This is a genomic window from Pantoea sp. Acro-807 (genome assembly GCF_011752675.1).
Classification (GTDB): Bacteria; Pseudomonadota; Gammaproteobacteria; order Enterobacterales; family Enterobacteriaceae; genus Pantoea; species Pantoea eucrina.
In genome coordinates, this window is the sequence record NZ_VWXE01000003.1 from 93,959 (window position 1) to 111,435 (window position 17,477).

Sequence of the window (17,477 nt, forward strand, 5' to 3'; positions counted from 1 at the left end):
CGGGTGAGGCTTTGTGAGATTTCCTAATCAGCGTCTGGCGCAGCTGTTTGCCGCACTGCAGCATGAAACGCTGCCGCAGGATGAGCTGGCACGGCGTTTCTCGGTCTCTACGCGCACGGTGCGCACCGACATTGCGGCGCTGAACGCGCTGCTGGAGCAGCACGGCGCACAGTTTGTGCTGGCGCGCGGCGCCGGCTATCAGCTGCAGGTGGCTGACGCGGCACGCTTTGATTCGCTGCAGCAGCAAAGCAGCACGCCGCTGCGGGTGCCGCGCACCTCGCAGGAGCGGGTTCGCTATCTGCTCAGCCGCTTTCTTACTGCGGCCTGGTCACTGCGGCTGGAAGATCTCTCGGAAGAGTGGTTTGTCAGTCGCGCCACGCTGCAGGGGGATATGGCAGAGGTGCGGGAGTGGCTGGGGCGCTATCATCTGCATATCGAAACTAAACCGCGCTACGGCATGAAGCTGTTTGGCAGCGAGACGGCTATCCGCACCTGCCTTACCGATCTGCTGTGGCAGATCGACCAGGAGACGCCCGACAGCCCGCTGCTGAGTATTGAAGTACTGCGCAGTGATATGCTGACGCAGCTGCAGCCGCTGCTGCAGCACTGCCTCAGCCGTTACGCTATTCGTCTCAGCGATGAGGGCGAGCGCTACCTGCTGATCTACTGCGCGGTAGCAGTACGCCGCATCAGCGAAGGCTTTCCGCTCAGCGATCCGGGCGCAGAAGAAGTAGGCGAAGAGGTGCGTGAGGCGGCGCACGCGCTGGTGCATCAGCTGCGACCGCTTACCGGCAAAGCCTTATCGCGGGCGGAAGAGAACTGGCTGCGCGTCAATATCGCCGCGCGTCAGATCCAGGCGCTGGAGCCAAGCACCATCAATGCAGATGACGCTGACGCGCTGGTGAGCTGGCTGCTGAGTTATATCAATACGCATTATGCCTACCAGCTGCAGCACGACGAGCAGCTGCGCGCCGATCTGCTTACCCATATCAAATCGATGATCACCCGGGTGCGCTATCAGATCCATATTCCCAATCCGCTGCTGAGCAACATCAAACAGCACTATCCGCTGGCGTGGGATGTGACGCTGGCCGCCGTCAGCAGCTGGAGCAAATATACCCCTTATACGCTGAGCGAAAATGAGATTGGCTTTCTGGTGCTGCATATTGGCGTGGGGCTGGAGCGGCACTATGACGTTGGCTATCAGCGCCACCCGCGCGTACTGCTGGTGTGCGATAGCGGAACCTCAACGCTGCGGATGATTGAGGCGCTGCTGCTGCGCAAATATCCGCAGCTGGTGGTCACCGCCCGGCTGACACAGCGCGACTACGCGCTGCGGGAGCGGATTGAAGAAGATTTTGTTATCTCTACGGTGCGGCTGCATGAAAAGAACCGGCCGGTGGTAGTGATGTCGCCCTTTCCGACCGGCTTTCAGCTGGAGCAGCTCGGCAAGCTGGTGCTGGTGGATCGCACCCGGCCGTGGATGCTGGAAAAATATTTCTCCGCGCAGCATTTTATGGTGCTGGATCAGCCGCTGACGCAGCAGGCGCTCTTTCAGCTGCTGTGCGATCGCCTGCAGGAGCAGGGCTTTGTTGCAGCAGACTTTTATCCATCCGTGGTTGAGCGTGAAGCGATTGTCAGCACGCTGCTCGGGGATGGCATTGCGTTGCCGCACGCGCTCGGCCTGCTGGCGCAGAAAACCGCGGTCTATACCGTTATTGCGCCGCATGGCGTCAGCTGGGGTGATGAGACCGCCTGCGTGATCTTTCTGCTGGCTATCAGCAAACGTGAATATGAAGAGGCGATGGCGCTCTACGATCTGTTTGTCACGTTTTTGCGCGAACGCGCCATGCCGCGCCTGCGGGAGTGCCGTGACTTTGACCATTTTAAAACCGTGGCGATAGAGTGTCTGGGCCGCCCCTGACTAGGCCTGATTGCGCTTAGCCAGCAGCTTCGGGATTTCACGCAGGCACCAGGCTTTGGCTTCACCCATGCTGTCGCGACGCCAGGCCATAATAATATCCACTTCGCGCGTATACTCAGCGCTGACCACGCGCAGCCGGCCCTCGGCAATATCTTTCTCTACCATCGGATAAGGCATGGTGGCAACGCCCAGTCCCGCCAGCAGCGCCCGCCGCTTGTCATCCATGCTGCTGACCGTAAGACGCTGCTGCTTATCCAGCAGCTGTACCGTCAGCACCGGACGTTCACGCGCCGTGTCAGCGACGGCAATGCCGCGATATTTCACACGCGTGACTTCCGAAAGCGGCTCTGCCTCCTGATGAATAGGGTGGTCAGGACTGGCGACATAGACGCTCATAATGGTGTAAAGCTTGCGGGTATTGATTTCGCTGGAGGCGCGGAAGTGCAGGTCAGGTGCGATGACGATATCCGCCCGGCCCTGCTCCAGACGTTCCCACGCGCCCGCCAGCACTTCAGTGATCAGAGATATCTGCGTGTTGGCTTTTTCTGACAGCTTGCTGACCAGCGGAAACAGCAGGTCGGTGGGGATGAGTGCCTCCGCTACGATAGTCAGCTGCGTTTCCCAGCCGCGCGCCAGCGCTTCTGCGTCGGTGGTGAGCTTGTCTGCGGCCTCCAGCAGGACGCGACCGCGCTCCAGCAGCATCCGGCCAACGTTAGTGAATTTGGTGCGATGACCGGAGCGATCGAACAGCACCACATCCAGCTCCTCTTCCAGCTTCTGCATGGTATAGCTCAGCGCAGAGGGAACGCGACCCAGCTCATCTGCCGCGGCGGCAAAGCTGCCGCGCCGGTCAATCGCATCCATCACCCGTAACGCTTCTAACGTTAATGCACGCTCTTTAGCCATACTGATTCTCTGTCAGTAAATTTGAATATGCCAGGCAGATTAACTGGCTAACATTCCGCCGTCCAGCCTTTTACCATAAACCGATTAAGCCTGCAGTGAGCGTCTCCTGCAGTGCACCGGAGGTATAGCATGATGACAACCCGCTGCGCGTCCGCATGTGGCCAGGCTGATTTTGGCTGGTTGCAGGCGCGCTATAGCTTCTCTTTTGGCCACTATTTTGATCCCAAACTGATGGGATACGCCGCGCTGCGCGTGCTGAACCAGGAGGTGCTGGCGCCGGGTGCCGCTTTTCAGCCCCGCACCTATCCGCAGGTTGATGTGTTGAATCTGGTGCTGCAGGGTGAGGCGGAGTATCGCGACAGCGAGGGACAGCGCCTGACCGTACGGGCAGGTGAGGCGATGCTGCTGTCTGCGCGGCAGGGCGTAAGCTACAGCGAGATAAACCTCAGCAAAGATCGGCCGCTGACGCGCCTGCAGCTCTGGCTGAGCGCCTGTCCGGAGCGGGAAAAACCGCTGCAGCAGCGGATGACGCTCAATGGCGCATCGCCGCTGCTGCTGGCCTCGCCTGACGGGGCAGACCAGAGTTTGCAGCTGCGTCAGGATGCGAGAGTGTATCAGGTGACGTTAGCGCCGGGAGAGGAGCAGATTGTGCAGCTGCGCGGCGCGCGCGCGTATCTGCAGTCGATTCACGGCACGCTGGATGTGCGCAGCAGCAGCGCGAATCAGCAGCGGCTGCAGTGCGGCGACGGTGCGTTTATTCGTGATGAGCAGCAGCTTATTCTGCAGGCAGAGACGCCGCTGCGTGCGCTGGTGATCGATTTACCGGCATAAAAAAGGGCGGCCAGCGCCGCCCTCACAGGAAGAATGAAGATTATTTCAGAATAGTAAAGGCGGTTGTCACGTGCTTCACGCCGCTGACCCGGCTGGCAACATCTGCCGCCGCCGTGGCTTCTTCCTGCGTGACCAGTCCCAGCAGGAAGACTTCCCCGTTTTCCGTCGTCACTTTCACGTTAGACGATTTGACCTGATCGCTGCCCAGCAGCTGCGAGCGGATCTTGGTCGTGATCCAGGTGTCGGAAGAAGAGGTGCCAAGGCTGACCTTCTCTCCGGTGCGGATCTCATTGTAGACCTCTGTTGCGCCGTCGACGCCCATAGCGATCTGTTTGGCACGGCTGGCGAGATCGGCAGACGGTGCCTGACCGGTCAGCAGCACTTTGCCCTGGTAAGCGGTAACAATGACCCGCGCCTGCTTCTTAATCTGTTCATCTTTTGCCAGCGCGTTAGAGACGCGCAGCTCCAGCGTACCGTCATCAACCTGCGTACCCACGGTGCGGGGGTCAGTGGCGGTTTTGGTGGCAACAGCGGCACCGCCGGCAACCACTGCCACGCAGCCCTGCAGCAGCATGGCCGTTAACAGCAGGGCGATAGCGTTCAATGCTTTCATGTAAGCTCCTTCAGTCATTCCTGGTGGGGAAAGAGGGTGTTATCGATCAAGTCGCACAGGCAGTTCAGCGTCAGCATATGCATCTCCTGAATGCGCGCACTGTGATGAGAGGGAATGCGGATTTCCACGTCGTGAGGGCCGAGCAGGCCAGCCAGCTCGCCGCCGTCGTGTCCGGTCAGCGCGACAATAGTCATATCGCGCGTCACTGCCGCCTCAACCGCTTTAACGATGTCACGGGTATTACCCCGGGTTGAGATCGCCAGCAGCACATCACCCGCCTGACCCAGCGCCCGTACCTGTTTGGCGTAGATCTCATCATGCAACCGATCGTTGCCGATGGCGGTGAGCATAACGTTATCTGCGCTCAGCGCCAGCGCCGGCAGGCTGGGACGCTCGGTTTCAAACCGGTTAATCATGCTGGCCGCAAAGTGCTGCGCATTGGCCGCTGAGGCACCGTTACCGCAGCTGAGAATTTTATGACCATTCAGCAGCGACTGCACCAGCGTCATCGCGGCGCGGGAGATCGCATCCGGCAGCGCTTCGGCTGCGGCAATCTGCGTCTGAATACTTTCAGTAAAACACGCTTTAATTCTGTCCTGCACAAGACCACCTGGTTCTATTCATCGGCATTAAAAGCAGCGGGCAGCCACGTCAGTTCGCGCCCGGTAATGGCAATGATGTCAAAACGGCAATTGACCGTCTCAAAACTGCCGCCGCGCGTCAGCAGCCAGAGCGCCGCTGCCCGCAGCAGCTTCTGCTGTTTCTGACGCGTCACGCTGGCGGCTGCTCCGCCGTAGCGCGCATCGCGCCGGTAGCGCACTTCTACAAATACCCAGCAGTCGGCGTCGCGCATAATCAGGTCAAGTTCACCTCCGCGAAAGCGGACGTTACTGGCGACCCACTTCAGCCCGGCGCGCTCCAGATAGTGACGCGCCTGCTGTTCATGCTCTGCGCCGATACGCTGGCGGTTTACTGTACCGGAACGACCTGTCCCTGGCGATACTGGTTCCATGCCAGCTTCCTGTTGATGACACAATCCGTGTCGGCGCTCAGCTTACCGGTGTTGCCATCAATGGCAAAGCCGGCTACCTGCCGCATCTGGTTAAACTGCGTTGCCAGCGTCCAGGCATCGATGCCCATCGCGTAGAGGCGCACCAGCGAATAGTCGTTGTTAAACGTCTTCGCTGCCTGCTGCATCAGGCCAGGGTTAGCGCCGGAGAGCAGCGGAATATCGCTGTACTGCAGGCCTTCCATCTCCAGCCGGAAATCGGGACCGGCGCCCGCCTGCGCGCTGCGCGAGCTGGCATAAAGCGCCGTGCTGTTGCGGCTGCTGGTGCGCATGGCGATCATCGGTTTGATCAGCTGCAGCTCATTCTGGCTGGCGACGATGTAAACGGCGTCCACGCTACCGCCACTGCTGTCAGCCGCCGGTGCCGGGGTGCTACTCTGCGGCGCCGGGATCGTCAGGCCTGCAATGGCCACGCTTTGCGGCTGCTCCATTTGTACCGTCAGCGGCGTGCCGCTCAGCGCAATACCGGCTCCGCTGTTAATGCCCTGTTTCAGCTCGGCCACGCCACCAAAGCGCTGCTGCAGCACCGTGGCACCACCCAGCTGCTGCCACTCTTCTGCAAACGCTTTTCCGACCCGGTCGCCATAACTGCTGCGCGGCAGCAGCAGCAGCGGCTGGCGCTTGCCCTGCTCATAGATATGGTGCGCTGCATCACGCGCTTCGTCTTCAGGAGAAAGCGCAAAATAGCAGATATTCGGATGGTTCTGGATCTGTTCCGGCTCGTTTAGCGCCAGTACGTTGAGCGGGGTCTGGCTGTTTGCTACTTCTTCCACATGATTTTTCAGCAGCGGGCCAACGACCAGCGTGGCGCCATCCTGCTGCGCCTGCTGCATGACCTGAGCGATCGGCTGGCTGCTGGTATCGTACACTTTAATCTGTGCGCTGCTGGCGGCTGGCTGAGAGGCTGGTGCAGCAGGCTGCTGCTGCGTGTTCTCCTGCGCAGGCATGCTGGCGGCCGCCGGGCTAACCACGCTGTTGGCCGCTCCGCTATCCGCTGTCGCGTCCGGCGCAGGCTGGGCAGTGGCGCTTTCCGGCGCGCTGCTCTGTGCCGGGGCAGCCGCGCTCAGCACGCCATTTTTTGCATCGTTAAAGCCTTTCTGAATCGCATTCGCAAACACCTGCGCCTGACCGTTCAGCGGCAGCAGCAGGGCGATGGTGCTGGTGGAAGCCTGGCTGAAGTTTTTGACCTGGCTGAGCTGCGCTGGCAGCGTTTTTGCCGCCGGGTTTTGCGGGTAGCGCGTCTGCCAGTCGCTAATGGCCGCCTTCAGCATCTGCGGATCCTGGCTGTTAGCGTGCCAGGTATTGAGCAGATCGAGCCAGCCCTGCAGGGTATTTTCATCGGCATTGATGACAACGCTGTTAAGCTGGTCCTGCGTCAGCTGGGTCAGCGCCTGCCAGGTCGCGTCGATGTTACTCTGGTGTTCGTCACCTTTTAAGAGCGGTTCCTGCGCGATATAGGCGCGCAGCAGCGCCAGCGATGGCCGGTTCTGCGCCGCGGCGATCTGCAGTGCGTAGTAGCGTACCTGCTGATCGGAAGAGAGATCGGCTACCTTAATCGGGCTGAGCTGCTGCTGAGCGCCGCTGTAATTCTGCTGCGCAATCCGCAGCTGCGCGCGCAGCAGCTGCAGCTCCTGCTGCTGCACATCAGAGAGCTGCTGCGGCAGCTGACCAAGCTGCGTTTGTGCCTGAGGATACTTTCCTTCCTTCAACAGGGCACGGATGGCAAGTAATTGCCAGTCGGTCTTGCTATCATCGCTGCTTTGCTGTGCCTGCTGCAGATAATAGTCAGAGCGTCCGGTTGCGGGCCCCTGAATATTGACGTTAGAGGTTTGCTGCGGACCCTGACCGCTACAGGCGGCCAGAATCAGCCCGGCGAGAAGAACAGGTACAAAGCGTCCTGCTTTACGACGTACGACTTTTGAAGGAAGCATACTGTATCCAGTGATGTTTTTTTCTTGATGCTCAATATTAAATCGGCAATTCGGATGAGACAATGAAACAACTCGATCGGGCAGAGATTTCTGCCAGTACGCTCTATATCGTTCCTACCCCGATCGGTAACCTGGGTGATATCACACAGCGTGCGCTGACGGTGCTGGCGAGCGTCGATCTCGTTGCAGCGGAAGATACACGTCATACCGGGCTGTTGCTACAACATTTCGCCATCAATGCGCGACTGTTCGCACTTCACGATCATAACGAACAGCAGAAAGCGGATGTGCTGCTGGCGAAGCTACAGGAGGGGCAGAGTATCGCCCTGGTCTCCGATGCCGGCACGCCGCTGATCAACGATCCGGGCTACCATCTGGTGCGTCGCTGCCGCGAGGCGGGCGTGCGCGTTGTGCCGCTGCCTGGCGCCTGTGCAGCCATTGCAGCATTAAGCGCGGCGGGATTACCGTCCGATCGATTCTGTTACGAAGGGTTTCTCCCTGCGAAAAGCAAAGGGCGCTGCGATGCACTGCGCGCGCTGAGCGAAGAGCCGCGTACGCTGGTGTTTTATGAGTCGACCCACCGACTGCTGGATACGCTGCAGGATATGGCAGCCGTATGGGGCGCAGCGCGCTATGTGGTACTGGCGCGCGAGCTGACCAAAACCTGGGAGTCGATCTATGGCGCGCCGGTGGGAGAGCTGCTTGCCTGGGTGCGGGAAGATGAGAACCGGCGCAAGGGCGAGATGGTGCTGATTGTTGAGGGACATAAGGCAGATGAGGAGGCGCTGCCAGCCGAGGCGTTGCGTACGCTGGCGCTGCTGCAGGCGGAGCTGCCGCTGAAAAAAGCCGCTGCGCTGACCGCGGAGATCCACGGCGTGAAAAAAAATGCGCTGTATAAATATGCGCTGGCGCAGCAAGAAGAGTGACAAACGTGGTCAGATCGCCTATTATCCTGCGCCGAAGCTGACCAGACAGTCGCCGCTTTGTCGTCGTCCCTTTCGGGGGAGACAGGCAGAGGGGAGGAAAGTCCGGGCTCCACAGGGCAGGGTGCCAGGTAACGCCTGGGGGGCGCAAGCCTACGACCAGTGCAACAGAGAGCAAACCGCCGATGGCCCGGAAACGGGATCAGGTAAGGGTGAAAGGGTGCGGTAAGAGCGCACCGCGCGGCTGGCAACAGTCCGTGGCACGGTAAACTCCACCCGGAGCAAGGCCAAATAGGGGTTCACATGGTACGGCCCGTACTGAACCCGGGTAGGCTGCTTGAGCCAGTGAGCGATTGCTGGCCTAGATGAATGACTGTCCACGACAGAACCCGGCTTATCGGTCAGTTTCGACTTTTCAAATGAAAAGCCCCGCCCCGGCGGGGCTTTTTGTTTTGTGAGCCGCGAGTGCAGGTATTTCCGTTTCTCTCTGCGGCCAGGGGCGCATGGATTCAGCCAGGGACGCATGAATGCGTCCCCTACATCTAAACACCCCGGGGCGCAAGAATGCGCCCCCTACGGTTATGCGTAGGGGCGCCATTAATGGCGCCCGTTTCGTATGCAGGTATTCGGTTCGCGGTTGTTTGCGGCCAGGGGCGCCATTAATGGCGCCCGTTTTACATCCGATTAACCGCGGCCGTGGGGTTCATCCCAGTCAAATGCCGGACCGAGTGAAATCACGCCGTTCGGGTTGATGGTTTTATGGCTGCAGTAATAATGATGGCGGATCTGCGGCAGATTCACCGTCTCTGCAATACCGGGCATCTGGTAAATATCGCGCAGAAAGCCATTCAGATTGCGATAGTCACTAATGCGGTGCCTGTCGCACTTGAAGTGAGTAACATACACCGGGTCAAAGCGTACCAGCGTGGTCCACAGGCGCAGATCGGCTTCAGTCAGGCGATCGCCGGTGAGATAGCGATGCTGTCCCAGGATCTGCTCCAGCCGCGCCAGTGAATGAAACAGGGCGGTAACGGCTTCATCGTAAGCGGCCTGAGAGGTAGCAAAACCGCTCTTATAGACGCCATTATTGACCGTATCGTAAATCCAGCCGTTAAGTTCATCGATCTTATCGCGCAGATCGGCAGGATAGTAGTCGCCGGCTCGTGCGCCCTGTGCATCAAATGCGCTGTTGAGCATGCGGATAATGTCGGCCGACTCATTGCTGACAATGGTGTGCTGCTGCTTGTCCCACAGCACCGGTACGGTCACGCGGCCGCTATAGTGCGGATCGGCATGCAGATAGAGCTGGTAGAGAAATTCATGCTGATACAGCGTGTCGCCGGTTGCCTCCGGAAAGCTGTCATCAAACGTCCAGCCGTTCTCCAGCATCAGCGGATGAACCACGGAAACCGATATCATCTCTTCCAGCCCTTTAAGCTTGCGCATCAGCAGCGTGCGATGCGCCCACGGGCAGGCAAGTGAAACGTACAGATGGTAGCGATCGCGCTCTGCTGCAAAGCCGGACTTACCGTCAGGGCCGGCGCTGCCATCAGGCGTGATCCAGTTACGCCACGCTGACTCTGAGCGTTTGAAACGCCCTCCGGTTGACTTTGTATCGTACCAGGTATCGTGCCAGACACCCTCAATCAGCTGTCCCATATGCCCTCCATAGAAAAAAGGGGCGAGGATGATCCTCTGCCCCTGTATTCAGTATATCTGCTGTAAGCTACCTGCGCGCTTAACGGGCGGCGGCGGGCGCCATGCGCTGGCGGATCAGACGATCAATACTCCAGGCGCCTGGTCCCACCAGACCCAGAACCAGGAAACCGCCAGCAATGCTGAGGTTTTTCATAAACATCAGCTGGTTTACGCCTTCTGCAAAGTTGCTGTGAAACAGAAATGCGGTCAGCAGAGTAAAGCCTGCGGTAAACAGCGCGGTAAAGCGCGTCAGGAAACCAAACAGAATAGCCAGGCCGCCACCCAGTTCCAGCAGGATCACCAGCGGCAGCATAAAGCCCGGCACGCCCATGGCCTGCATATACTGCTCAGTGCCGGCATAAGCGGTAATTTTGCCCCAGCCGGCCGTAATAAACAGAATAGTCATCAGTACACGCGCGGCTAACAGTCCTGCATCTTCGAATTTTTTCATCATCTACTCCAGCGTAATTTTGTGGCAGGCTGAAAACCTGTCCGTTAATTTCCCGCTGCAACGCAGATAAACGTTCACCGGGCTGATGGAGAGAGATAATAATCGCGGCGCGAAAGGGTTGTAAGCAAGATAAACTGTCGAAGTTATTCAGGAATTCTGACGAAAAAAAACCGGACCTGCTGGTCCGGTTTTTTATAGAGCGGTTAGCGCCCCGGCATGGATGATTTAATCATACGCCAGGTGCTCCACAGGCCGAAGCCGCGTTTAACGAGGCGCAACAGCCGGTTAGGGCTGCGTACTGACCAGATAGCCAGCGCGCTGCTTCCTATCGCCAGATAGCGGCGACAGCTTACCAGCGTCAGCCAGCCGCGGTCATAGCGGGCTGTATTTTCCAGCCAGTCACGTCCTGCTGCGCTTAAATCGAGCCGCTGCTGCTGAACCGTATTAAGGAGTTCATGAATGCGGGCTTCGCGTTCATGGCGACTGCTCATGAGCGGTCCTCCTCCAGTAGTTTACGATCGGAATCGAGCTCTTTACGGGTATGACGCAGCAGCGTCGACTGACGCGATTTACGCAGCGTCCACAGACCGAAAATCAGCGCAAGCAAAAACAGTACGCCTGTGGTCACTCCGATCGCCATCAGCCGGTATTGCGCGTCAACCGCCCAGATGATCAACACCATCAGACTCATCAGCCCAAATGCCGTAAACAGCATGGTCAGGCCAATCATGATCAGCATCTGGATCAGATTGGCTTTCTCTTCTTCCAGCTCAACAACGGCCAGCCGGACACGCGTCTCGACCATACTGACCAGCGTAGTTACCACGCGCTGACCGATGTTAAAGACCCCTTTGCCCGGGCCGTGGCTTTGCTGAGAATCGTTCATATCAACGACGCGAAATCAGAATGCCAATCAGCACGCCCACGGCTGCGCCAACGCCAACGCCGTGCCACGGATTCTCACGCACATAGTCTTCCGCTTTCTCTGCGGCTTCGCGCGTGGATTTGGCTATACGCTCACCGGAATCGCCCAGACGCTCGCGTGAACTTTCCAGTGCGCCGCGCGCTTTATGACGCAGGCGATCCAGCTCGCTGCGGGATTTGTCTGCAGAGCTGCTTAATACTTCTTCCAGGGTGTCGGCCAGATTTTTCAGTTCGGCGCGCAGATGTTCAGATGTGGTGTCTTTAGCCATGAGAGTTCTCCATTACTTCAATTATTTATGTCCGATTAGTAAGGCTCTGCAGCAAGCTTTTTCAGCTCCTGTCGTGCCTCATCCAGCTTGCGTTCACGTTTTTCAATTTTGTCTTTGTCATCCCTGTCGTCGCGCGCTTTCTGCAGCTCCTGCTCGCGCTCGGCCACCTTGTTCTGCTGCGACTTCAGACGCTCTGAGTGCGCTGATTTCAGCTGCCGATCGCTGCAGCTGGCGCGAACTTCTGTCAGCGCCCGTTCCAGTCCGTTTACCCGGCGCTGATTATCATGCTGTTTTGCCATCGCAATCTCGTGCCGGATATCGCGCTCTTTTTGCTGACACAGCGACTCTGCCGCCAGCAGAGAGCCAGAGCAGGAGATAAGCATGGCACCCAGAAGAAGTTGTTTCATCACGTTCACACCTTCCATTGTTGATGAACTGCCGTCTGCCAGACAGGAGCGTATCCCGGCGTCGCGTCGGCGTGTGCTAACGTTAAGCATAGTCAGCCGGGGCAAAAATTCAAAAAAGACGAAGAGATAGCGGAGAAAAAGTATCGTCTGACCGCAGGTCAGACGATCGGATTAGCTGTAGGTCGGGGGATTGGCGTCGCGCGGTTGCTGTGAGGCCTGCGGGCCAGCGGCCACAACAAAACCCTGTGGTAATAAGCGGCGTAATACCTTCTGCGCCGCCAGACTCTGTTCTTCATCTTCAAAGTGGATCACCAGCGCATCGCCTGCTGGCGTAATACTTTTAATGCGCACGCCCTGGGCAGAGAGCTGCTGATAAAGATAAAAGCCATCCGGCAGATTGGTGCCGCTATGCGCCACGCGAATTTGTACCACGGTTTCATGTTGCCACAGCAGTGGAGCAGCCCCGGCCGCGAGCAGCAGCAGCAGGCCGCCGCACAGCCACGGCAGCAGCGGTCGGGTAAAGAGACGTCCTGTTTTCATTACTGCGCTTTCCCGTTTTGTCCTGCCTGACGCTTACGCCACAGTACGACCAGCGAGCCGATCAGGCCGATGACCAGCAGCGCCAGCGGCAGCATCATCAGAAAAAACATCAGCTCATCTTCATAACGGCGAAACAGCGGTGTTTTGCCCAGTGCAAAGCCAAGTACGGTCAGGATCAATACCCACAGGAAGCCACTCATCCAGTTAAAGAACTGAAAGCGCGCATTACTCAAACCAGATAACCCTGCAATGGTGGGCAGCAGCGTGCGTACAAACGCAATAAAGCGCCCAATCAACAGGGCAGAGAGACCGTGACGATGGAACAGGCTGTGGGCGCGCTGGTGGTATTGTGCCGGCAGGTGCGAAAGCCATTTCTGTACGGTAGGGGTATTACCCAGCCATCGCCCCTGGATATAACTTACCCAGCAGCCGAGGCTGGCACCTGTAGTGAGAACCAGCAGCGTCAGGGGAAAACTCATTGTGCCTTTGGCAATCAGCACGCCGACAAGGATCAGCAGGCTGTCACCGGGCAGGAAGGCGGCAGGAAGCAGGCCATTTTCAAGAAACAGGATCATGAACAGTAAGCCGTAGATCGCCCACACCAGCGTGGGGTCAGAGAGCATCTCATAATCCTGCTGCCACAGGGCATGCAGCAGTGCTTTCAAAATATCCATCAATCTTTCCCGAACATCATTGTTAAACGAGCCCATCAGGGGCTAAAGCGCAGGCAGAGGTGAGTTATACATTTTGGGTATGCCACCTGAGCAGGGGTCCGTATCCATGCGGCTATGCGTGTTAAATCAGCGACTTTCTGACGCCCTTGTCGCAAATGGTAAAAAAAGGGCGATAACTGTAACAAATACTTCCCAATTCAGACAGTGCATTATGTCCGTTGTAGTGGAGTTTTACCCTTTGCTGCCAGGAGTAAAAGGAGCTTTACACGAGCTGACACTATTGCAGATTATCTGACCCCGTCTGCAGGTTCAGAATGTACAAACGTGGCCGTTTTTACGCTGTTCGGCTTAATCAGGCGGCCTGCGGCAAACAAGTTGCAGTTACGGGCAGAAGCCGTGTGATGTAGCGTAACGTTGCGCCGCCACCGCTTAGTATTTTCCAGATATGGCAACATTGCCAGTTTATGGCAGCAGTTTGTTACATGAGGCAGAAGGGAAGGATGGCAGCACAGCGGCTATGAAAGCGCGCGGCGCACAGTGTGCGCCGCAGAGGAGAGGTCAGGTCGCGGCGCCGGGCTGGCGTTCCGCTTCTGCCTGGCAGACAGCCGCAGTAAACAGAATGTCGGTTGAGGAGTTCAGGGCCGTTTCTGCTGAATCCTGCAGCACACCGATAATAAACCCAACGGCCACCACCTGCATGGCCAGGTCGTTAGGAATGCCGAACATATTGCAGGCCACCGGGATTAACAGCAATGAGCCACCCGCTACGCCGGAGGCACCACAGGCGCACAGCGTGGCAACCAGGCTTAGCAGAATCGCTGTCGGTACATCGACATTGATGCCCAGCGTATGCACCGCAGCCAGCGTCAGTACGGTAATCGTAATAGATGCGCCCGCCATGCTGATGGTCGCACCCAGCGGAATTGATACGGAGTAGGTGTCTTCATCAAGGTTGAGTCGTTTTGCCAGCGCCATGTTCACCGGGATATTGGCGGCCGAGCTGCGGGTAAAGAAAGCCGTCACGCCGCTTTCACGAATGCAGGTAAATACCAGTGGATAGGGATTACGCCGGATTTTCTGATACACCAGCAGCGGGTTCACAATCAGTGCCATGAACAGCATGCAGCCAATCAGCAGGACCAGCAGGCTGCCATATTCCCACAGCGCCCCAAAGCCGGTAGAGGCCAGAATGGAGGCGACCAGGCCAAAGATGCCCAGTGGCGCGCAGCGGATCACACAGCGTACGACCCAGGTTGCCGCGTGTGAGGCGTCATTTAAAAAATCTTTGGTGCCGGGACTGGCATGACGAAATGCAAGGCCAAGGCCCAGCGCCCAGACCAGAATGCCGATGTAGTTCGCGTTCATCAGCGCTTCGAACGGATTAGCCACCATGCTCATCAGCAGGCCATGCAGCACCTCGGTGATCCCGGAAGGCGGCGTAATTGTCGTGTTACCGGCGGCGAGTGACAGCGTCTGCGGAAAGAGGTGGCTGAAAATCACCGCGATCATCGCGGCAAACAGGGTGCTGAGCAGATAAAGCATAATGATGGGACGGATATTGGTTTTCTGTCCCTGCTGATGGTTAGCAATGGACGCGATGACCAGCACCAGAACCAGCAGCGGCGCGACGGCTTTCAGTGCCCGGACAAAGAGTTCACCCAGCAGGCCGGCGGCTAATGCGGCATCGCGCGACAGCCACGCCAGCGCTACGCCAGCGACCAGGCCTACCATGATTTGTTTGACCAGGCTGCCTTTAAACAGCACGCCTGCCACTCTGGAAAGGTTATTTTGCATATCGTGATCTTTTACTATCGGTCATGAGTGTGGTGCGCGTTTATTCCGCGCCAGAGGGTTTGCCCGGCGGAGTATAAGGAAAAGTGCTGGTGAGAAAAGCGATAATTCCGGCTTTGCGTGCGGGATCGATTTTTCAATCTGCTAAACAGAGGAAGTGTGACAGAGATAAAAAAGGGAAAGTTTCATTGAGGCGAAATAAAGCAGGGGCGATTTACGCCCCTGCAGAAGATTATGGCGAGATGCGCCGGCGGTCATTTCGCCGGTTAACCCAGGCGTTGATCAGCAGCGTTCCACCCAGAATAATGCCCACCACGCTGAGTGAGACAGCGACCGGAATGTGGTAAAACTCGACGATGAGCATTTTGATGCCGATAAACACCAGCACGATAGCCAGCCCATATTTCAGCATAGAGAAGCGCTCAGCCACATTCGACAGCAGGAAATACATGGCGCGCAGGCCGAGTATGGCAAACAGGTTAGAGGTCAGCACAATAAAGGGATCGGTGGTTACCGCAAAAATAGCCGGAATACTGTCGACAGCAAAAATCACATCGCTGAGCTCGACCATAATCAGAACCAGCAGCAGCGGGGTGGCAAACAGTACGCCGTTACGGCGAATAAAAAATTTCTCACCCTCCAGCGAATCGGTCATGCGCAGATGCTGACGCAGCCAGCGCACCACCGGCTTATCACCCACGGCCGTGTCATCCTCGCGCGCCAGCGCCATCTTAATGCCGGTAAACAGCAGAAACGCGCCGAAAATATAGAGGATCCAGCTGAACTGCATGACCAGCCAGCTGCCGGCAAAGATCATGATGGTACGCAAGACAATGGCACCCAGCACGCCGTAAATCAGGACGCGCCGCTGCAGCTGGGGCGGAATAGCAAAGTAGCTGAACAGCATCAGCCAGACAAAGACGTTATCCACCGCCAGCGCTTTTTCCAGCACGTATCCGGTCAGGAAAGCGAGCGTCTGCGTAGTGGCAACCTCGCGCCCGGCGTGCGTATCGAGATACCACCAGAAAGCGGCAGCAAACAGCAGTGAAACGGAAACCCAGATCAGCGACCAGATAGCCGCCTGTCTGAACGACATAGTTTGTGCGCCGCGCCGGCCCTGCAGCAGCAGATCGATCGCCAGCATAATCAGCACAACAACGGTAAAGCTGCCCCAGAGTAACGGTGTGCCTATCGATTGCATAATGGTGTCCTGTGCGAAAGTTAAAAAAAACGGCTCCGTCAGAAGACGTAAGCCGCTTTCATTACGCTGCAAGCGCTCCTCGCCTTCCGGCAAGGTCTCACTTACAACACAGAATCACTTCCGGGTTGCCTGACGACCGGATGCGCTACACATCGTAATGACGATCAATCAGCTGACAAGTTACTCCCCTTTGCTTAGAAAAAAATAGCGCAGCCGCACTCCGATGCAATGCAGGACCAGTCATATTTAGCAATATTTACACTTCCTGGCGATCGGCGGGAAATATCACGCCGGTCTGCTGGCGGATGGTGGTCAGCAGCGCTGCTGTCAGCCGCGAAATTTCGAGGCCAGGGTGTGCGGTCTGCTGCGTTTCCACCAGACTGGCAAACACCTCTGCTTCATAGCGCATCGTATTGCTGTGCTGCGGCTGCGTCAGATTCTGCTCAACACCGCTGCGTGGCAGTAGCCGCAGCTGCTGGCACTCTGCCAGTTTCTCAATAAGCAGCGAACCCTCCTCTCCCTGAATTTCGCTCGGAATAGCGGAGTTGCTGACTTTGGAGTGCAGCAGAGTGACGTCGAACTCGCCATAGTGAAGTATCACGGTGCCGTGCGCATCTGTGCCGCTCGCCAGCAGCGTGGCTTCAGCCGTGACGCGCTGTGGCGCACCCCACAGCGTGACGGCAGCAGCGAGGCAGTAATAGCCGATATCCATGATGGAGCCATTGGACCAGCGCGGGTCAAACGTATTCGGGTTTTCACCGGCAAGATAGCGCGGGTAACGGGAAGAGTACTGACAGTAGCTGAACAGCGCCTTACGCAGCGTGCCCAGCTGCGGCAGGGTGCGCTGCAGCTGCAGAAAATTAGGCAGGCTGGCGGTTTTAAAGGCTTCAAACAGCACAACCTGATGCTGTTGAGCGCAGGCGATCATCGCTTCGGCTTCACGCAGCGTGGAGGCCAGCGGTTTCTCGCAGATCACATGCTTACCGTGAGACATAAACAGCAGCGCCTGTTCGCAGTGCAGTGCATTCGGGCTGGCGATATAGACCGCGTCGATATCCTGGCATGCCGCCAGAGCCTCCAGTGAGGTGAACGTGAGCGGACAGGCGTAATCTGCGGCAAAGGCGTCAGCCTGCTGCTGGCTGCGTGAATAGACTGCGCTGAGCGTAAACCTGCCGCTCTCATGTGCTGCGTCAATAAACTGACGGGTAATCCAGTTGGTGCCGACAATGGCAAAGCGAATCACAGGTCTGCTCTCCTGACAAAATAAAGCCGCAGGGTAGCACGCGGCGGCAGGAAAACTGCCGGCACTATTTGATCCTGCGATC

Annotated in this window: 19 protein-coding genes and 1 other RNA gene; 4 read left to right on the forward strand and 16 right to left on the reverse strand. The window is 57.6% G+C overall.

Annotated features, from left to right (window positions below; all coding sequences use genetic code 11):
• Nucleotides 1–13 precede the first annotated feature (13 nt).
• A complete protein-coding gene (locus tag F3J39_RS09245; RefSeq protein ID WP_166714096.1) occupies nt 14–1,924 on the forward strand; it encodes a BglG family transcription antiterminator in 1,911 nt (636 codons plus the stop codon).
• Here the strand turns inward: F3J39_RS09245 and F3J39_RS09250 are convergent, their stop codons facing one another.
• A complete protein-coding gene (locus F3J39_RS09250; RefSeq protein ID WP_039380543.1) occupies nt 1,925–2,830 on the reverse strand; it encodes a LysR family transcriptional regulator in 906 nt (301 codons plus the stop codon).
• 129 nt (nt 2,831–2,959) lie between these two features.
• Between F3J39_RS09250 and F3J39_RS09255 the strand changes: the two genes are divergently transcribed.
• Nucleotides 2,960–3,661: a pirin family protein gene (locus F3J39_RS09255; RefSeq protein ID WP_166714097.1), complete on the forward strand. Its 702-nt coding sequence runs from the start codon at nt 2,960–2,962 to the stop codon at nt 3,659–3,661.
• Nucleotides 3,662–3,701: 40 nt separating this feature from the next.
• Here the strand turns inward: F3J39_RS09255 and dolP are convergent, their stop codons facing one another.
• From dolP to F3J39_RS09275, 4 genes are read right to left on the reverse strand one after another with little or no spacing between them, the layout of a single operon-like run.
• On the reverse strand, nt 3,702–4,274 hold the full coding sequence (gene dolP, locus F3J39_RS09260) for a division/outer membrane stress-associated lipid-binding lipoprotein (protein WP_039380536.1): 573 nt from the start codon (nt 4,272–4,274) through the stop codon (nt 3,702–3,704).
• A 14-nt stretch (nt 4,275–4,288) separates the two neighbouring features.
• Nucleotides 4,289–4,876, reverse strand: a complete 588-nt coding sequence (gene diaA, locus F3J39_RS09265; RefSeq protein ID WP_039380533.1) for a DnaA initiator-associating protein DiaA — start codon at nt 4,874–4,876, stop codon at nt 4,289–4,291.
• Between the two features lie 14 nt (nt 4,877–4,890).
• Nucleotides 4,891–5,286 (reverse strand): YraN family protein, encoded by a 396-nt coding sequence (locus F3J39_RS09270; RefSeq protein WP_071669191.1) that lies wholly within the window; start codon nt 5,284–5,286, stop codon nt 4,891–4,893.
• Nucleotides 5,244–7,274: a penicillin-binding protein activator gene (locus tag F3J39_RS09275; RefSeq protein ID WP_166714098.1), complete on the reverse strand. Its 2,031-nt coding sequence runs from the start codon at nt 7,272–7,274 to the stop codon at nt 5,244–5,246. Before F3J39_RS09275 ends, F3J39_RS09270 begins: the two co-directional genes overlap by 43 nt.
• Before the next feature lie 62 nt (nt 7,275–7,336).
• Here F3J39_RS09275 and rsmI point away from each other — a divergent pair, with 62 nt between their 5' ends.
• The gene (gene rsmI, locus F3J39_RS09280; protein ID WP_039380525.1) at nt 7,337–8,200 is read left to right on the forward strand and encodes a 16S rRNA (cytidine(1402)-2'-O)-methyltransferase; all 864 of its coding nucleotides are present in this window, start codon (nt 7,337–7,339) and stop codon (nt 8,198–8,200) included.
• 33 nt (nt 8,201–8,233) lie between these two features.
• Nucleotides 8,234–8,610: RNase P RNA component class A (gene rnpB / locus F3J39_RS09285), an RNA gene on the forward strand.
• A gap of 271 nt (nt 8,611–8,881) precedes the next feature.
• Here rnpB and F3J39_RS09290 read toward each other — a convergent pair.
• The 11 genes from F3J39_RS09290 to F3J39_RS09340 all read right to left on the reverse strand — a co-directional run bounded on the left by F3J39_RS09290 (nt 8,882) and on the right by F3J39_RS09340 (nt 17,395).
• Nucleotides 8,882–9,856 carry a glutathione S-transferase family protein gene (locus tag F3J39_RS09290; protein ID WP_104085393.1) on the reverse strand — a complete coding sequence of 325 codons (975 nt, stop codon included), beginning with the start codon at nt 9,854–9,856 and terminating at the stop codon, nt 8,882–8,884.
• 79 nt (nt 9,857–9,935) lie between these two features.
• Nucleotides 9,936–10,346 (reverse strand): DoxX family protein, encoded by a 411-nt coding sequence (locus F3J39_RS09295; protein WP_039380520.1) that lies wholly within the window; start codon nt 10,344–10,346, stop codon nt 9,936–9,938.
• A 203-nt stretch (nt 10,347–10,549) separates the two neighbouring features.
• Entirely contained in the window at nt 10,550–10,837 is a 288-nt protein-coding gene (locus tag F3J39_RS09300) for a YqjK-like family protein (RefSeq protein WP_039380518.1), read from the reverse strand.
• A complete protein-coding gene (locus F3J39_RS09305) occupies nt 10,834–11,232 on the reverse strand; it encodes a phage holin family protein (RefSeq protein WP_039380515.1) in 399 nt (132 codons plus the stop codon). The genes F3J39_RS09300 and F3J39_RS09305 overlap by 4 nt, the downstream gene beginning before the upstream one ends.
• A 1-nt stretch (nt 11,233) precedes the next feature.
• Nucleotides 11,234–11,539: a DUF883 family protein gene (locus F3J39_RS09310; protein ID WP_039380513.1), complete on the reverse strand. Its 306-nt coding sequence runs from the start codon at nt 11,537–11,539 to the stop codon at nt 11,234–11,236.
• Nucleotides 11,540–11,574: 35 nt separating this feature from the next.
• Complete coding sequence (locus F3J39_RS09315) at nt 11,575–11,946, reverse strand: DUF1090 domain-containing protein (RefSeq protein WP_139239686.1); 372 nt, start codon at nt 11,944–11,946, stop codon at nt 11,575–11,577.
• A gap of 171 nt (nt 11,947–12,117) precedes the next feature.
• Nucleotides 12,118–12,486 carry an EnvZ/OmpR regulon moderator MzrA gene (gene mzrA / locus F3J39_RS09320; RefSeq protein WP_094111020.1) on the reverse strand — a complete coding sequence of 123 codons (369 nt, stop codon included), beginning with the start codon at nt 12,484–12,486 and terminating at the stop codon, nt 12,118–12,120.
• Nucleotides 12,486–13,160, reverse strand: coding sequence for a DedA family protein (locus F3J39_RS09325; RefSeq protein ID WP_039380506.1), 675 nt, complete (start codon nt 13,158–13,160; stop codon nt 12,486–12,488). Before F3J39_RS09325 ends, mzrA begins: the two co-directional genes overlap by 1 nt.
• A 558-nt stretch (nt 13,161–13,718) precedes the next feature.
• Nucleotides 13,719–14,954: a serine/threonine transporter SstT gene (gene sstT / locus F3J39_RS09330; protein ID WP_039380504.1), complete on the reverse strand. Its 1,236-nt coding sequence runs from the start codon at nt 14,952–14,954 to the stop codon at nt 13,719–13,721.
• Nucleotides 14,955–15,183: 229 nt separating this feature from the next.
• Complete coding sequence (locus tag F3J39_RS09335) at nt 15,184–16,152, reverse strand: TerC family protein (protein WP_039385651.1); 969 nt, start codon at nt 16,150–16,152, stop codon at nt 15,184–15,186.
• Between the two features lie 256 nt (nt 16,153–16,408).
• Nucleotides 16,409–17,395, reverse strand: coding sequence for a Gfo/Idh/MocA family oxidoreductase (locus F3J39_RS09340; RefSeq protein WP_039380502.1), 987 nt, complete (start codon nt 17,393–17,395; stop codon nt 16,409–16,411).
• Nucleotides 17,396–17,477 lie beyond the last annotated feature (82 nt).

Bases quoted from the DNA above. Each gene is read 5' to 3' on its own strand.
- rsmI (WP_039380525.1), top strand. From the start codon at position 7,337: ATGAAACAACTCGATCGGGCAGAGATTTCTGCCAGTACGCTCTATATC.
- F3J39_RS09300 (WP_039380518.1), bottom strand. From the start codon at position 10,837: ATGAGCAGTCGCCATGAACGCGAAGCCCGCATTCATGAACTCCTTAAT.
- F3J39_RS09325 (WP_039380506.1), bottom strand. From the start codon at position 13,160: ATGGATATTTTGAAAGCACTGCTGCATGCCCTGTGGCAGCAGGATTAT.
- F3J39_RS09270 (WP_071669191.1), bottom strand. From the start codon at position 5,286: ATGGAACCAGTATCGCCAGGGACAGGTCGTTCCGGTACAGTAAACCGC.
- F3J39_RS09255 (WP_166714097.1), top strand. From the start codon at position 2,960: ATGATGACAACCCGCTGCGCGTCCGCATGTGGCCAGGCTGATTTTGGC.
- F3J39_RS09310 (WP_039380513.1), bottom strand. From the start codon at position 11,539: ATGGCTAAAGACACCACATCTGAACATCTGCGCGCCGAACTGAAAAAT.
- F3J39_RS09315 (WP_139239686.1), bottom strand. From the start codon at position 11,946: ATGAAACAACTTCTTCTGGGTGCCATGCTTATCTCCTGCTCTGGCTCT.
- sstT (WP_039380504.1), bottom strand. From the start codon at position 14,954: ATGCAAAATAACCTTTCCAGAGTGGCAGGCGTGCTGTTTAAAGGCAGC.
- F3J39_RS09305 (WP_039380515.1), bottom strand. From the start codon at position 11,232: ATGAACGATTCTCAGCAAAGCCACGGCCCGGGCAAAGGGGTCTTTAAC.
- F3J39_RS09250 (WP_039380543.1), bottom strand. From the start codon at position 2,830: ATGGCTAAAGAGCGTGCATTAACGTTAGAAGCGTTACGGGTGATGGAT.
- F3J39_RS09335 (WP_039385651.1), bottom strand. From the start codon at position 16,152: ATGCAATCGATAGGCACACCGTTACTCTGGGGCAGCTTTACCGTTGTT.
- mzrA (WP_094111020.1), bottom strand. From the start codon at position 12,486: ATGAAAACAGGACGTCTCTTTACCCGACCGCTGCTGCCGTGGCTGTGC.
- F3J39_RS09295 (WP_039380520.1), bottom strand. From the start codon at position 10,346: ATGAAAAAATTCGAAGATGCAGGACTGTTAGCCGCGCGTGTACTGATG.
- F3J39_RS09290 (WP_104085393.1), bottom strand. From the start codon at position 9,856: ATGGGACAGCTGATTGAGGGTGTCTGGCACGATACCTGGTACGATACA.
- F3J39_RS09275 (WP_166714098.1), bottom strand. From the start codon at position 7,274: ATGCTTCCTTCAAAAGTCGTACGTCGTAAAGCAGGACGCTTTGTACCT.
- dolP (WP_039380536.1), bottom strand. From the start codon at position 4,274: ATGAAAGCATTGAACGCTATCGCCCTGCTGTTAACGGCCATGCTGCTG.